Source organism: Rhodococcus sp. H36-A4 (genome assembly GCF_027158005.1).
Classification (GTDB): domain Bacteria; phylum Actinomycetota; class Actinomycetes; order Mycobacteriales; family Mycobacteriaceae; genus Rhodococcoides.
Map to the genome: position 1 here is coordinate 362,898 of NZ_JAPVLQ010000001.1, position 13,915 is coordinate 376,812.

Genomic DNA, 13,915 nt, shown 5'->3' on the forward strand with positions numbered 1-13,915 from the left:
ACCTCGAATGCTAGAGCGCCTTGAACCGCGCGATAGCTACCTCACGTTCATGCTTGTGATCGACGATCGGGTCCGGGTAACCCTGTGGGCGACCGAACTTCAAGGTGTGCACTGCTTTTCCTTCCTCCCCGCGCAGTTCGGGCACCCAACGCCGCACGTAATCACCGGTCGGATCGAACTTCTCGCCTTGAGTGATCGGATTGAACACCCGAAAGTACGGCGAGGCATCGGTGCCCGATCCTGCGGTCCACTGCCACCCGTGCTGGTTGCTGGCAAGATCGCCGTCGACCAGGGTGTTCATGAAGTAGCGTGCGCCTCGCCACCACGGAAGATGAAGGTCCTTGACGAGGAACGACGCGACGATCATCCGTACCCGATTGTGCATCCACTTCTCCGAATTCAACTGCCTCATACCGGCATCGACGATTGGAAATCCGGTACGCCCCTCACACCACGCTGCGAACAACTCGTCCGCATGTTTTCCGGAGTCGAGCTCGATCTTGTCGAACTTCTTCACATAGTTCTCACGCGCACTGTCAGGTCGCTGGAACAGTATGTCCGCGTAAAAATCTCGCCAGGCGATCTGCCGTCGATACGCGGCCGAGCCCTCACTGCGTAGCGCACCCAGATCTTTCAGCATGGTCCGCGGGTGGATGTTGCCGTACTTCAGGTAGACCGACATTCGGCTCGTTGCATCGAGGTCGGGACGATTGCGCTCGTCGTCGTATCCCTTCACTCGCTCGAGGAACTCACTCCACTGGGTCGACGCGGCCTTCTCACCGGCAGCGAAGTCCGAGCCGTCCTCCTCGGTGGGAATCTGCACCCGCCGCGGACCGGACACGTCGGCGGGGTCGATCCAGTCGAGCGTCGATGCCGAGGTATCGGCAGGTCCCCGCCAGCCGTGATCCAGCCATTGCCGAAAATAGGGAGTGAAGACCTTGTACGGCTCACCGTCGCTCTTGACGACCCGCCCTGGTGCCACGGCATACGGCGATCCCGTCGTCACCAATAACACTTGCTTACCGACGCGTTCGTCCCGCTCACGTCCGTAGGGACCGTAGTCGGCACTGACATGGACGCACTCGGCGTCGATCGCCCGGGCGACCTTAGGCACCACGGTCTCGGGATCGCCGTTGACGACGAGCAGTCGACCGCCCATCTGCTCGTCGAGAGCTGCCAGGCTGCGGAACAGAAAGTCGCGACGCGGCCCGCCGGAGGCTTTCAGCAATCGATCGTCCAGGACGAAGAGCCCGAGAACCGGATCGCCCGAGTCCGCTGCGGCCGTGATGGTCGGCAGGTCGCCCAGTCGAAGATCACGGCGGAACCACACGAGTGTCATAAGTTCAGTCTTACCCATCCCCACTCCGCACAATCCTGGATAGTGGAAGTATCTTCGAGCAACCGACCACCCGGTTCGTTGGGTGAGAATGGACTGTCGATCTTCATGCCAGTGAGACGCACCCCTGCCACCCCGATCGCACGGGCACGCGCAGAATCGGTTCGGATCTGGAAGACGGCGCACCGATACGACATGTTCACCGACTACCTCGTCGACCGCGGCCTCATGCGAAGTACCCGGGTCGCGGTGGTCGTCACGTTGCTCGTCCTCGGCATGCAACCCCTGCTGTTCCGGTTGGGAGAAAATGCGTCCAGCGAACCGCATCTGATGGTGATGGCAATTGTCGTCATCGTCGTCGACACCGGATGGGCCGTTCTGCTCTGGCGGGCGGAGCCCTGGCTCGATGTTCAGCTGTCTCTGTGCTTCGTCACCACCAGCTGCATCTTCCTGGGCGAGGCAGCGCTCACGATGCCTGGCCCACTCCTCGGATTGATGGCCTGCTCTTCGTACGCAGCCATCCTCGGCTATGTCGTGTTCTTTCACGGTTCCCGTGTCTTCGCACTTGCCATGACCTCGGCCGCCACTGTCGTGATGATCATCTCGGTCCGAGAGATCACCGACGGCACTCCGCCCATCCAAGTGATCGCGATCGCCACTGCCGTCCTGGCCGTGATCAGCACGGTGCCGATCATGACTCTGTTGTTGATGGGCATCCTGACCGTCGACGCCGAGGCCTCCGAATTCGATTCGTTGACCGGCACGCTCAACCGACGCGGCCTCCATCGCGAGATCCGACGGCCGGGATCGAAGGGCGGCACAATCTTCGTCGTCTATCTTCTCGATCTGGACGGATTCAAATCGGTCAACGACGCCCACGGCCATCAAACCGGTGATGCCGTACTGGTGGCCGTGTCGAAGGCATTGGGCGAGGCCATTCCCGACGCCTCGCTCGCCCGCGTGGGCGGCGAGGAGTTCGTGGTGATGGAACGTCGAGTCGCGGGCGAATCGGTGAACTTGGCCCACCGTGCCGAACTCCTTCGGACGGTCGTGCGGACCAGCTCGCAACCAGCGGTGACCGCGAGCGTCGGGATATCACTGTCGGTGCCGGTGCCGAGCAGACTCGTAACCGACCCGACACTGTTGTTGAATCGGCTCATTGCCAGTGCTGACGAGGCGATGTACACCGCCAAGAAAGCGGGAGGCGACCGAACCCACATAGGCGATGTCGTCGACGTCACAGACGTCGGCGAACGATTCTCATAGAACTCCCACTCGACATTCACAGTGACTGCAAGAATTCCTCCTACCTTGGGAAATACCCCAAGAGAGGAACTCTTCTATGAGATCTACACCGACATTCCCAGGCGCACAGTCCTTGGTCAACAGCACCTGCACCTTCGAGAAGTACTACCAGGCCCTGTACGCGCAGGCGCCCGCCGTCGCGTGGTCGCTCGACACCGACCTCAGCCGCCGAAGCGCACTCGAGGAGTTCTTCGCGAAAACGCCCGAAGAACGCCAGTCGACCGTCGACAGCTGGGCAGCATAGGCACAATGGGGCAGTGCCCGAATCTGCGACAGTGTTAGTAGTCGACGACGACGACGACGTCCTGTCCTCGCTCCAACGAGGACTTCAGCTCTCCGGATTCACGGTGATCACCGCCGCCGACGGCGCGGCCGCCCTGACGGCGGTCTCGAGTCGGTCGCCGGACGTCGTCGTCCTGGACATCAACATGCCGATTCTCGACGGCGCGAGTGTCGTGAAGGCCTTGCGCGCGATGGGTAACGATGTCCCGATCTGCGTGCTGAGTGCGCGCGCGTCGGTAGACGATCGAATCTCCGGTCTCGAATCCGGCGCCGATGACTATCTGACCAAACCTTTCGTACTTGCCGAGCTCGTCGCCCGTATCAACGCCATGCTGCGAAGGCGAGCCAGTGCGCCCCCGCCCGCCCCTGCATCGACTTCGGAGATCTCGATCGGTGGACTGTCCGTAGATCTGCCCGGCTACCGCGCGCACAGTGGCGGCCGCGAACTCGACCTCACCAAACGGGAATTCGAGTTGCTGGCCATTCTTGCTCGCAACAAGGGCGTCGTGCTCACGCGCGAGCGGTTGCTCGAACTCGTCTGGGGCTACGACTTCGTAGCCGACACCAATGTGGTCGACGTCTTCGTCGGATACCTGCGCCGAAAGCTGGAAGTCGGAGGCGCGCCTCGGGTGCTGCACACGGTTCGCGGCGTCGGATTCGTTCTTCGGGTGCCCTCGTGAGGTTCTCGTTGCGAGCGCGCGTCGCCGCAGCAACGGCACTGGGCGCCACCCTCGTCGTCGCAGCTCTCGCAGTGGTGACCTCGGTTGCTATTTCACGCAACAACGTCAATCAGCTCGACGAGAGGTTGACGACGGCATCACAGGCGCTCGTTCCCAATGCTGCTGTGCTCGAGACATTCCTCGATCAACTTTCCGCGGCATTCGCCGTGACGATCCGAACCGGCGATACCGTCCGTGCATCGACACCCATCCAGCTTCCCGATCTGGGAGAAGGTTCGGCCACCGTCGATGTGAACGGTCAGCGATTTCGGGTCTACACGACCAAAACTGTCTCCCTGGTGGATATTTCGATCGCTATCGGGGTGCCGGCCATCGAAGCACAGCAGGTCACCGACGAGCAGCAGAAGCAGGTCATCTTCGTCGGACTGTGCGCGATCGCCGTCTCGACCGGTCTCGGCTGGCTGTTCGGCGGACGCGCGGTCCGACCGCTGGTCGAGCTGACTCGCCAGGTCAGCGCCCAACCGCCGATGCCACCCGACACGAAAACCGGGGTACGCGAGGCCGACGAACTCGCCATCGCCATCGGCGGAATGCTCCAACGCGTCAACGACGCCCAGGACCGCACGAACGCCGCACTGTCCACTGCCCGCGATTTCGCCGCAGTATCTGCGCACGAGCTACGCACTCCGCTGACAGCAATGCGCACCGATATCGAGGTCCTCAGCACGCTCGATCTCGGACCTGCTCAGCGACAGGAGATTCTGGGAGACCTCGAGCGCACCCAGGGGCGAGTGGAAACTACTCTCGCTGCGCTCGAACGGCTGGCCTCTGGCGAGTTGTCGAGCGACAGCGACCGCGTCCCGACCGATGTGGTCGAGATCTGCGACATCGCCGCACAGGACGCCATGCGGCAACATCGAGGATTAGCAGTACACATCGACTCCGAACCGTCGGTGTCCATGCGCGCTCTCCCCACCGGACTTCGGCTGGCGATGGGCAATGCGCTGACCAACGCAGTGCGCCACGGCGGCGCCGACGCGGTGACCATCACGATCGAACAGGACGGCACCCTCGTCACAGTCATCGTCGACGACAACGGAACGGGCCTGCCGGAAGAGGAGCGGAGTTCTGTCTTCGAACGCTTCTACCGCGGCGCCTCCGCAGCCAAGGGTGGTTCCGGACTCGGCCTGGCGCTCGTCGAGCAACAGGCCGAGTTGCACGGTGGCCGTGCTTATTTCACCGACAGCCCTCTGGGCGGTGCCAGGTTGGTTCTCGAACTCGAAGACCAGACCCTGGCGTGAACCCTCGGTGGGCCTGAAAAGCTTATTTGACGTCGAGCAGGTCGATCACGAACACGAGGGTCTTGCCGGAGAGGCGGTGGCCTGCGCCTGCGGGACCGTATGCGAGCTCGGGTGGGATGGTCAGCTGACGTCGGCCGCCGACCTTCATTCCGGGAATTCCGTCCTGCCAGCCCTGAATCAGTCCGCGCAGCGGGAACTGAATCGACTCTCCGCGACTCCAGGAGGAGTCGAACTCTTCACCGGAGTCGAACTCGACACCGATGTAATGAACTTCCACATCGCCGCCTGCAACAGCCTCGGCACCGTCACCTTCGACCAGGTCCACCACGACCAGATCGGTGGGGGGAGGTCCAGCCTGAAACTCGATCACTGGTTTCGTCATTCGCTGAACTTTACGTTGTGCAGGTCAGCGGAGCGGAGCAGGTATGAGAATTGGCCCGTTTTCGCAGGTCAGCGGATTGGCATCGGATAACGCTGAGCCCACAACGCGATTGCATACGATTGCGGAGAGCACTCGAGATACGTCAATCAGGAGATCGAAGATGAGCAGAACAATCCGGATCAGCCTCGCGCAAGTCACCAGCGGTACCGAACCGGCCGACAACCTGAAGATCATCGAGGCACACACCCGTGCTGCTGCCGCAGCCGGATCATCACTCGTCGTGTTCCCCGAGGCGATGATGCGATGCTTCTCTGGTCCGATTCGAGGCGTCGCCGAACCCCTCGACGGCCCGTGGGCCGACGCGGTCCGCGAGATCGCGCAGCGGATCGGGATCACCGTCGTGGCAGGCATGTTCACCCCGGCCGACAACGGCAGAGTCGGCAACACCCTGCTGATCACCGGCCCCACCACCGAAGCGCACTACGACAAGATCCACCTGTTCGACGCTTTCGGTTTCGCCGAATCCGACACCGTCGCACCTGGTTCGGATCCACTGATTCTCACGATCGACGACGTCACCGTCGGGTTCGCCACTTGTTACGACTTGCGGTTCCCGGCGCTGTTCCAGCGGCTCGGGGATCTGGGTGCGGAACTGATCGTCGTGCCTGCATCCTGGGGTTCCGGTCCCGGCAAGGTCGAACAGTGGTCACTGCTGGCGCGAGCGCGGGCGCTCGACTCGACCGCCTTCGTCGCCGCCTGCGATCAAGCCGAACCCGACAACGCCGGGGGCACAGCCCCACTCGGCGTCGGCCACAGCGTCGTCAGCTCCCCGACCGGCGAGGTTCTCGGCGAACTCGACGCGACCCCTGGCCTGCTCACCGTCGATATCGACGCCGCACTCGTAGCACCGATCCGCGCGAAGCTTCCGGTGCTGGCGAACCGTCGGCAGTTCTAGCCCTTCGACTCTTGCCCTGGCCGGATACGACAAAAGCCGCCGACTCCTTTCGGAGACGGCGGCTTTCGCGGAGGTTGTACTAGCGGGAACCGAGATCCTTGTAGTCCCGCTCGGTGTAACCGGTGTAGATCTGACGTGGGCGACCGATCTTGGTGGTCGGGTCCTCGTGCATTTCGCGCCAGTGCGCAATCCAGCCGGGAAGCCGGCCCATGGCGAACAACACCGTGAACATGCGCGGCGGGAAGCCCATCGCGCGGTAGATCAGTCCGGTGTAGAAGTCCACGTTCGGGTAGAGCTTGCGCTCGACGAAATAGTCGTCGGTCAACGCGGTCTCTTCCAACTTGAGCGCGATGTCGAGGAGTTCGTCACCGTTGCCCAGCTTCGAGAGGATCGTGTGCGCGGTTTCCTTCACCAGCGTCGCGCGCGGATCGAAGCTCTTGTAGACGCGATGCCCGAAGCCCATGAGCTTCACGCCGTCTTCCTTGTTCTTGACGCGATTGACGAAGTCGGTTGCGTCGCCGCCCTCGGCCTTGATCTTGTCGAGCATCTCGAGGACTGCCTGGTTGGCGCCGCCGTGCAGCGGGCCCCACAGTGCGTTGATGCCACCGGAGATGGACGTGAACAGGTTTGCGTCCGAGGAACCGACGAGACGAACCGTCGACGTCGAACAGTTCTGCTCGTGATCGGCATGCAGGATGAGAAGCATGTCGAGTGCCTTGACGATTTCGGGATCGACCTCGTACGGCTCGGCCGGGAAGCCGAACGTCATACGCAGGAAGTTCTCCACCAGGCTCTTCGAGTTGTCCGGGTACAGGAACGGCTGACCGACGGACTTCTTGTAGGCGTACGCCGCGATGGTCGGCAACTTGGCCAGCAAGCGGATGGTCGACAACTCCACCTGCTCGGGGTCGTCGGGATCCAGTGAATCCTGGTAGTACGCCGACAGCGCATTGACGGCACTCGACAACACCGGCATCGGGTGCGCATTGCGCGGGAAACCGTCGAAGAACCGCTTGAGGTCCTCGTGCAGGAGCGTGTGTCGACGGATCTTGTCGGTGAAGGTCTCGAGCTGATCATCCGTGGGCAACTCGCCGTAGATCAACAGGTAGCTGACCTCGATGAACGAAGACTTACCGGCAAGCTGTTCGATCGGGTACCCGCGATAACGCAGGATGCCCTTGTCACCATCGATGTAGGTGATGGCCGACTTCGTCGACGCAGTGTTGACGAAACCACCGTCGAGCGTCGTGTAGCCGGTGGTAGCCAGCAACTTTCCCAGTTCGATACCGTCGTTGCCTTCACTTGCCTTGGCAATGGACATGACGTGTTCGCCACCGGGATAGGTGAGGGTGGCTTTTGCTTCATTCTCAGCGGGCACGAATGGTCCCTCTCGAACTCTGGTAACGGACATGTACTTAGATCGGAAACAATCTTCAGTCGATAGAGAAACTAGTCTCTCGGCGCCTCGGACGCCCACGGAGGGTCTGCTCCCGGACGCGATACCGTGATGGCGGCGGCCCGTGCGGCGAATCTCAGTGCTCGCTCCCACTCTTCCTTGATCATCTCACTCAGTGCGCCAGATGTGAGAATGTTCTCCTCTTCCAAGAAGTGGAGTAACGCGCCGTGAACGGTGTCACCTGCGCCGATGGTGTCGACGACATCAACTGATACACCGGGCACGCTGATTTCGCCACTCGCGGTGAACACCGATACGCCGTCGCTGCCGCGAGTCATCACCACTGCTGTGACGCCGCTCGCGAGCCAGTCGTCGACCGAAGTACCCTCCGGGCCCGATCCCAGCCAGTGGGAATCATCTTCCGAGACCTTCACTATGTCGACGGCGGGCAACCACGTCTTGAATCTCGCCCGGAAACCGTCGGCGGTGATATCCCCGCTCGGACTGTCGATGGCCGCAGGCCTGATGTTCGGGTCGAGCATCGTCAATTTCCCGGCGGCGTGCGCACGGTGAAGCAATGCGGCGTACACCGAAGCCCCCGGTTCGTACAGCAGCGACAACGTGCCGAAAGACAGCGCGGTGATCTCGTCGGGGAGCTGGCCAGGATCCGCCACGAGACGGTCGGCCGTCCCGTCGGCATAGAACGAGTACTGCGCGCTCCCGTCGTCGGCGAGTGTCGTCATCGCCAACGTCGTCGGTTCCGCGCCTCGCTGCACCCAGGTCGTGTCGACACCGGCGTCGCGAAGGCTGCCGAGAATCTGCTCACCGAACGGATCCGTCGACACCCGTGACAGAAAGGCGACCGGGGAACCGAGCCGACCGAGAGTGACCGCGACGTTGAACGGTCCCCCGCCGAGCTTCGGCGACAACAACGGTCCCTCGTGCACGGGTACGAGGTCGACGAGGGCTTCGCCACAGACGAGGATCGTCATGCTGATCGGTACTCCATTCCCCACGTCCCCGACCACGACTGTCCCTGTTGCAGAACCAGTAGATCGATCTCGGAGTTCAACGCGTTGGGCGGGCATGTCATCGGCTCGATTGCCAACGCCCGACCCCGATCCGGATACGCCTGATCGTGCGCAGGATCGGCCGTGAAGACCTGCACCCAGTCGAATTCACGGTCGGTCCACAGCACCGTCGCGGTCCCGTCCGGTGCCCGAAGAATGTGCTGGGCATGGCCGTCGACGTCGGGCAGTTCGGCGCTGAAGGGAGTATCCAGCCAGACACCCTTCAACGACTTCGGCGTTCGAAAATCGTATTCCGTACCCGCAGTCTCGACGGAAGGTCCGTTGGGCAGCATGCGCTTCGGATCGAGTTGCAATCTGGTGCCCGCCGAAAACTCGAGGGTGCATTCGTCCAACGGAACATCCCCGACGCGAACGAAGGTGTGAAACCCCATACCGAACGGAGCAGCAGCGCTTCCGACGTTCTCTGCGGTTGCTGTCACGACCAAACCGTCGGGTGTCAGCTCGTGCGCCACAGTCAGCGTCAACGGATACGGCCACCCCTGCTGCTCGCCGATGTCCACCGTTTGTACGACGCGGGCGTCCGCCCGATCGACGACAGTCCACTCGACACGTCGCACGAATCCGTGACTGGCGTTGTGACGCGAAGGTTCGGTGATCTCGAGCTGATGCTCGATGCCGCCGAAGGTGAATCTCCCGTCGGCGACTCGGTTGGGCCAGGGCGCAAGGACCAGCCCGGCCGACAGCGGCGGCTTCTTCCCCGCTGCAAACGTCTCGGTCAGCGGCAAGCCGTCGAACTCCAGCATGCGCAGGCCTGCACCCGTGGAGACGATCTCGGCTCGATACTTCCCACTGACCAACCGGTAGGTCTCGCTGGCGCTTCGTTCGTCAGGCATGGGTGTCATTGTCCATGCTGGGAGTCCTCTCCGGTGACTCTATAGCGAATGAAGTCGGGTCACGGCTGTAGTCGCTCGACTTCCGACGTCGCGACCGTGAACCGAATTCGGTTGTGCAGGCGGTTTGTTCGCCCTTGCCAGAACTCGACGGTGTCGGGAAGGACCCGAAACCCACCCCAGTGCGGAGGAACGGGCACCACCTGGCCGTCGAACTTTCGGTCCACATCCTCGAGCGCGTGCTCGAGCTCTGCCCTCGAACTCACCGGGCGCGATTGTTGCGATGCCCACGCACCCAGCTGCGATCCCCGTGGCCGTGATGCGAAGTACTCGGCTGTGTTCTCGGCGGACACCCGCTCGACCGCGCCGCGAATGGTCAGCTGACGTCCGATACCGATCCACGGGAACGTCACGGACGCATAGGGCGTGTGGGTGAGTTGCCTGCCTTTGTCGGAGTCGTAATTTGTGTAGAAAACGACGCCGTCCACGTCGAGGCCCTTGCACAGCACCGTGCGCGTGGACGGATGTCCCGCGGCATCGACGGTGGCGAGCACCAGTGCATTCGGTTCGGGAATGTCCGCCTCGATGGCCTCGGTCAACCACTCCTGTGCCACCGGCAGCCAACCGCTCCGCAATCGACCGACGTCGAGGTCGGTGTCCGTGCCGTAGTCGACACGCAAATCGGCAAGGTGTGGTTTTCGGTTCGGCACGAACCCAGACGCTACTCCCGAGTACGACCGGCTAAAGTTCTTCCTGAAGAGAAAGCCCGGACGCGGCCCGGACCGGGCACTACGGCTGGAGCCGGGCATTTACGGTTACGAGGAGAGTCCAGGCAATGGCTGTTCAACAGGTCCCCGAAGATTTCGTCAGTGGCCTCGAGGGCGTCGTCGCCTTCACCACCGATATCGCTGAACCGGACAAAGACGGCGGTGCCTTGCGTTATCGCGGCGTCGACATCGAAGACCTCGTATCCAAGCGGGTGACGTTCGGCAACGTATGGGCACTGCTCGTCGACGGGAAATTCGGCTCCGGGCTGCCGCCCGCCGAACCGTTTCCACTCCCGGTCCACACCGGTGACGTCCGCGTCGACGTCCAGGCAGGGCTTGCGATGCTCGCGCCGATCTGGGGCTACGAGCCGCTACTGGACATAGACGACGCCACCGCCCGCGACCAGCTCGCACGCGCGTCCGTAATGGCACTGTCCTACGTCGCACAGTCCGCTCGCGGAATCCACCAGCCTGCTGTGCCGCAGAAGCAGATCGATCGGTGCGACACCGTCACCGCCCGCTTCATGACCCGCTGGAAGGGCGACCCGGACCCGGCACACACCGAGGCCATCGACGCCTACTGGGTCTCCGCGGCCGAGCACGGTATGAATGCTTCGACGTTCACCGCGAGAGTCACCGCCTCCACCGGAGCCGACGTCGCCGCGGCACTGTCCGGAGCGATCGGCGCCATGTCCGGCCCTTTGCACGGTGGCGCTCCGGCCCGAGTACTGCCGATGATCGAAGAGGTCGAGAAGTCCGACGATCCCCGCGGACTCGTCAAGGGAATCCTCGACCGCAAAGAAAAGCTCATGGGCTTCGGGCACCGTGTCTACCGCGCCGAGGATCCCCGCGCCCGGGTGTTGCGCGCGACCGCGAAGCGACTCGGTGCACCCCGCTACGAGGCCGCTGCCGCACTCGAGCAGGCCGCGCTGACCGAACTGCGTGAGCGTCGCCCCGACCGCGCAATCGAAACCAACGTCGAGTTCTGGGCCGCTGTGATCCTCGATTTCGCCGAGGTTCCCCCGCACATGATGCCCGCGATGTTCACCTGTGGCCGCACCGCCGGCTGGTGCGCGCACATCATGGAACAGAAGCGACTCGGTAAGCTCGTACGCCCGGCAGCCATCTACACCGGTCCCGAGCCCCGCACCCCCGAATCCGTCGACGGGTGGGGCCAGATCGCCTGAGTGCGGGTCCGACTACCCTGTAGGTGCCATATCCCCACGACGCTAGGATGCGCTACTCAATGGCCGAATTGCCGATCATTCCCACCGAACTCCTGCCCGCCGACGGACGGTTCGGTTGCGGACCCTCCAAGGTTCGCCCTGAGCAGCTGCAGTCCTTGGTCGACGTCGGCGCATCCGTCTTCGGCACCAGCCATCGCCAGAAACCCGTCAAGGACGTCGTCGCGCGGGTGCGCAGTGGCCTACGGGACCTGTTCACGCTGCCCGACGGCTACGAGGTCGTTCTCGGCAACGGTGGCACCACCGCATTCTGGGATGCCGCGGCCTTCGGACTCATCCGTGAGAAGTCTTTGCACCTCACCAACGGCGAATTCAGCTCCAAGTTCGCCTCGGTCGCCAAGAACAACCCGTTCATCGGCGATCCGATCGTGGTCAAGGCAGAACCAGGCAGTGCTCCCGAGCCCACGTCGGATCCGTCGGTCGACCTGATCGGCTGGGCACACAATGAGACGTCGACCGGCGTTGCGATCCCGGTGAGCCGGCCTGCCGGTTCCGAGAACGCACTCATCGCGATCGATGCGACGTCGGGTGCGGGCGGTCTGCCGGTAGATGTCGCCGACTCCGATGTCTACTACTTCGCTCCGCAGAAGTGCTTCGCCGCCGACGGTGGCCTGTGGGTTGCGTTGATGAGCCCGGCTGCACTCGAGCGCGTCAGTGAAATCCAGACTTCGGGCCGTTGGGTTCCGGACTTCCTGTCGTTGCCGATCGCGGTCGACAACAGCAGCAAGGACCAGACCTACAACACCCCCGCAGTGGCGACGCTCCTGATGTTCGCCAATCAGATCGAGTGGCTCAACAGCCAGGGTGGTCTGGACTGGGCGACCAAGCGCACAGCGGACTCGTCTTCGCGCCTGTACGACTGGGCCGAGAAGAGCGACTTCGCCACTCCGTTCGTGTCGAACCCGGCACACCGAAGCCAGGTCGTGGGCACCATCGACTTCGACGAGAAGGTCGACGCCGCTCAGGTTGCCAAGGTTCTTCGCGCCAACGGCGTCGTCGACACCGAGCCTTACCGCAAGCTTGGACGTAACCAGTTGCGCGTCGGGATGTTCCCGGCCATCGAACCGGACGACGTCACGGCACTGACCAAGAGCATCGATTGGGTCGTTTCCACACTGAGTTAGCAGAACGCTCACAGCTCGGGCGCTGCCGAAGAGGCTTACACTTGCGGATACGTTCGCGAGCGCAACGACCTCGGAGGGAGCGCCCGATGTGCGTTTTACCGAGACTCGATAGCCAAGGGCGCCAACACTTTTGATGCTGCCATCACCGAACCACCACAGCAGGACACTGCAATGACTACGCTCATGACTCACGAGCATCGATGACGCCGGACGCGTGTCGGAGACACACCGTCGATCACGATTGGATTACTGTCGAACAGGACGATATCGCGAGTCGGCGCGATGAGGAGGTCAAGGTGCGAGATCTACGTGTGGTCGGTCTCGAACCCGACGGTCAGCACGTCATTTGCGCAGATCCAACCACCGGCGACAAATTCCGGCTTCCAGCCGACGACAAGCTCCGCGCGGCCTCTCGCGGCGACATCGCTCGACTAGGACAGATTGAGATCCAAATGGACAGTGTGCTCAGGCCCAGGGAGATCCAGGCTCGTATCCGCGGTGGGGCCACCGTCGAACAGGTTGCAAACGAATCGGGAATGGCGTTGAGCCGGGTAGAGGTCTTCGCCCATCCGGTACTTCTCGAACGGTCCCAGGCATCCAGCATGGCGCAAGCCGGCCACCCTCTTCGTCACGACGGCCCTGCCGTCCAGACTCTGGCCGAGATCGTCGCGCTTGCGTTCCGCGCTCGCGGCCACCATCTCGGCGAAGCAACGTGGGACGCGTGGCGCGACGAGGACAACAAGTGGGTAGCTCAGCTGAAGTGGCAGGCAGGTCGGACGACCAACAAGGCGCATTGGCAATATCTTCCCGACGGCCACGGTGGCACCATCACCGCACTGGACGATGCCGCAGCGGAGCTGATCGACCCGGACTTCGGACGGCAGCTGCGCGGACTCGCTCCGGTGCACTCGCTGGCAATCGAAGAAGAGACATCCGAGGAATCCTTCGACGAGTACTACGGCACCACCGCGGACAGTGAGATCGAAACCGTCGCACCCCAGGCCCCGGCACCACAGAACGCCGCGCCAGTGGACCTCGCGCCAGAGAACGCCGCACCAGAGGTCGCCGAGCCCCCGGTGCCCGCGGTCGCCGAGACGAAGCGGCACGAGCCTCCTGCGCCGAAGAAGGACAAGAAGGGCAAGCCTGCAATGCCTTCGTGGGAGGACGTTCTACTGGGTGTCCGCAGCAGCGGACACAATTGACCATGATGGGCTGACGTCAG

General features: G+C 62.9%; 14 protein-coding genes. 8 read left to right on the plus strand and 6 right to left on the minus strand.

The genetic code is table 11. The annotated features are described in order from the left end of the window. Positions 1–10 precede the first annotated feature (10 nt). Positions 11–1,339 (minus strand): cryptochrome/photolyase family protein, encoded by a 1,329-nt coding sequence (locus O1W68_RS01670; RefSeq protein ID WP_269301158.1) that lies wholly within the window; start codon positions 1,337–1,339, stop codon positions 11–13. Positions 1,340–1,444: 105 nt separating this feature from the next. Between O1W68_RS01670 and O1W68_RS01675 the strand changes: the two genes are divergently transcribed. The 4 genes from O1W68_RS01675 (at position 1,445) to O1W68_RS01690 (ending at position 4,904) form a co-directional block, all read left to right on the plus strand. Beyond that, positions 1,445–2,602, plus strand: a complete 1,158-nt coding sequence (locus tag O1W68_RS01675; RefSeq protein ID WP_269301159.1) for a GGDEF domain-containing protein — start codon at positions 1,445–1,447, stop codon at positions 2,600–2,602. A gap of 76 nt (positions 2,603–2,678) precedes the next feature. Then, positions 2,679–2,885 carry a hypothetical protein gene (locus O1W68_RS01680; protein ID WP_269301160.1) on the plus strand — a complete coding sequence of 69 codons (207 nt, stop codon included), beginning with the start codon at positions 2,679–2,681 and terminating at the stop codon, positions 2,883–2,885. A 13-nt stretch (positions 2,886–2,898) separates the two neighbouring features. Next, positions 2,899–3,603 carry a response regulator transcription factor gene (locus O1W68_RS01685; protein WP_269301161.1) on the plus strand — a complete coding sequence of 235 codons (705 nt, stop codon included), beginning with the start codon at positions 2,899–2,901 and terminating at the stop codon, positions 3,601–3,603. After that, positions 3,600–4,904, plus strand: a complete 1,305-nt coding sequence (locus O1W68_RS01690; RefSeq protein ID WP_269301162.1) for a sensor histidine kinase — start codon at positions 3,600–3,602, stop codon at positions 4,902–4,904. Before O1W68_RS01685 ends, O1W68_RS01690 begins: the two co-directional genes overlap by 4 nt. 22 nt (positions 4,905–4,926) lie before the next feature. Here O1W68_RS01690 and O1W68_RS01695 read toward each other — a convergent pair whose 3' ends face one another. After that, positions 4,927–5,286: an FKBP-type peptidyl-prolyl cis-trans isomerase gene (locus O1W68_RS01695; protein ID WP_084347584.1), complete on the minus strand. Its 360-nt coding sequence runs from the start codon at positions 5,284–5,286 to the stop codon at positions 4,927–4,929. A 160-nt stretch (positions 5,287–5,446) separates the two neighbouring features. Between O1W68_RS01695 and O1W68_RS01700 the strand changes: the two genes are divergently transcribed. Beyond that, on the plus strand, positions 5,447–6,241 hold the full coding sequence (locus tag O1W68_RS01700; protein WP_269301163.1) for a carbon-nitrogen hydrolase family protein: 795 nt from the start codon (positions 5,447–5,449) through the stop codon (positions 6,239–6,241). Positions 6,242–6,320: 79 nt separating this feature from the next. On the opposite strand, the gene O1W68_RS01705 is transcribed toward O1W68_RS01700, so the two are convergent. The 4 genes from O1W68_RS01705 to pdxH form a co-directional block, all read right to left on the minus strand. Further along, positions 6,321–7,619 (minus strand): citrate synthase, encoded by a 1,299-nt coding sequence (locus O1W68_RS01705; RefSeq protein WP_269301164.1) that lies wholly within the window; start codon positions 7,617–7,619, stop codon positions 6,321–6,323. 71 nt (positions 7,620–7,690) lie between these two features. Further along, positions 7,691–8,629, minus strand: a complete 939-nt coding sequence (locus O1W68_RS01710) for a carbohydrate kinase family protein (protein WP_269301165.1) — start codon at positions 8,627–8,629, stop codon at positions 7,691–7,693. After that, positions 8,626–9,561, minus strand: coding sequence for an aldose 1-epimerase family protein (locus O1W68_RS01715; RefSeq protein ID WP_269301166.1), 936 nt, complete (start codon positions 9,559–9,561; stop codon positions 8,626–8,628). The genes O1W68_RS01710 and O1W68_RS01715 overlap by 4 nt, the downstream gene beginning before the upstream one ends. Before the next feature lie 59 nt (positions 9,562–9,620). Then, entirely contained in the window at positions 9,621–10,238 is a 618-nt protein-coding gene (pdxH, locus tag O1W68_RS01720; protein ID WP_269301757.1) for a pyridoxamine 5'-phosphate oxidase, read from the minus strand. A 155-nt stretch (positions 10,239–10,393) separates the two neighbouring features. Between pdxH and O1W68_RS01725 the strand changes: the two genes are divergently transcribed. The 3 genes from O1W68_RS01725 (at position 10,394) to sepH (ending at position 13,895) form a co-directional block, all read left to right on the plus strand. Then, entirely contained in the window at positions 10,394–11,512 is a 1,119-nt protein-coding gene (locus tag O1W68_RS01725) for a citrate synthase 2 (RefSeq protein ID WP_269301167.1), read from the plus strand. 59 nt (positions 11,513–11,571) lie between these two features. After that, positions 11,572–12,693 (plus strand): phosphoserine transaminase, encoded by a 1,122-nt coding sequence (serC, locus tag O1W68_RS01730; protein WP_269301168.1) that lies wholly within the window; start codon positions 11,572–11,574, stop codon positions 12,691–12,693. Between the two features lie 296 nt (positions 12,694–12,989). Further along, positions 12,990–13,895: a septation protein SepH gene (gene sepH / locus O1W68_RS01735; protein ID WP_269301169.1), complete on the plus strand. Its 906-nt coding sequence runs from the start codon at positions 12,990–12,992 to the stop codon at positions 13,893–13,895. Positions 13,896–13,915: the final 20 nt, after the last annotated feature.

Coding starts and splice junctions, on each gene's coding strand:
- O1W68_RS01715 (WP_269301166.1), bottom strand. CDS start 9,561: ATGCCTGACGAACGAAGCGCCAGCGAGACCTACCGGTTGGTCAGTGGG.
- O1W68_RS01695 (WP_084347584.1), bottom strand. CDS start 5,286: ATGACGAAACCAGTGATCGAGTTTCAGGCTGGACCTCCCCCCACCGAT.
- O1W68_RS01675 (WP_269301159.1), top strand. CDS start 1,445: ATGCCAGTGAGACGCACCCCTGCCACCCCGATCGCACGGGCACGCGCA.
- O1W68_RS01680 (WP_269301160.1), top strand. CDS start 2,679: ATGAGATCTACACCGACATTCCCAGGCGCACAGTCCTTGGTCAACAGC.
- O1W68_RS01725 (WP_269301167.1), top strand. CDS start 10,394: ATGGCTGTTCAACAGGTCCCCGAAGATTTCGTCAGTGGCCTCGAGGGC.
- serC (WP_269301168.1), top strand. CDS start 11,572: ATGGCCGAATTGCCGATCATTCCCACCGAACTCCTGCCCGCCGACGGA.
- O1W68_RS01700 (WP_269301163.1), top strand. CDS start 5,447: ATGAGCAGAACAATCCGGATCAGCCTCGCGCAAGTCACCAGCGGTACC.
- O1W68_RS01670 (WP_269301158.1), bottom strand. CDS start 1,339: ATGACACTCGTGTGGTTCCGCCGTGATCTTCGACTGGGCGACCTGCCG.
- O1W68_RS01710 (WP_269301165.1), bottom strand. CDS start 8,629: ATGACGATCCTCGTCTGTGGCGAAGCCCTCGTCGACCTCGTACCCGTG.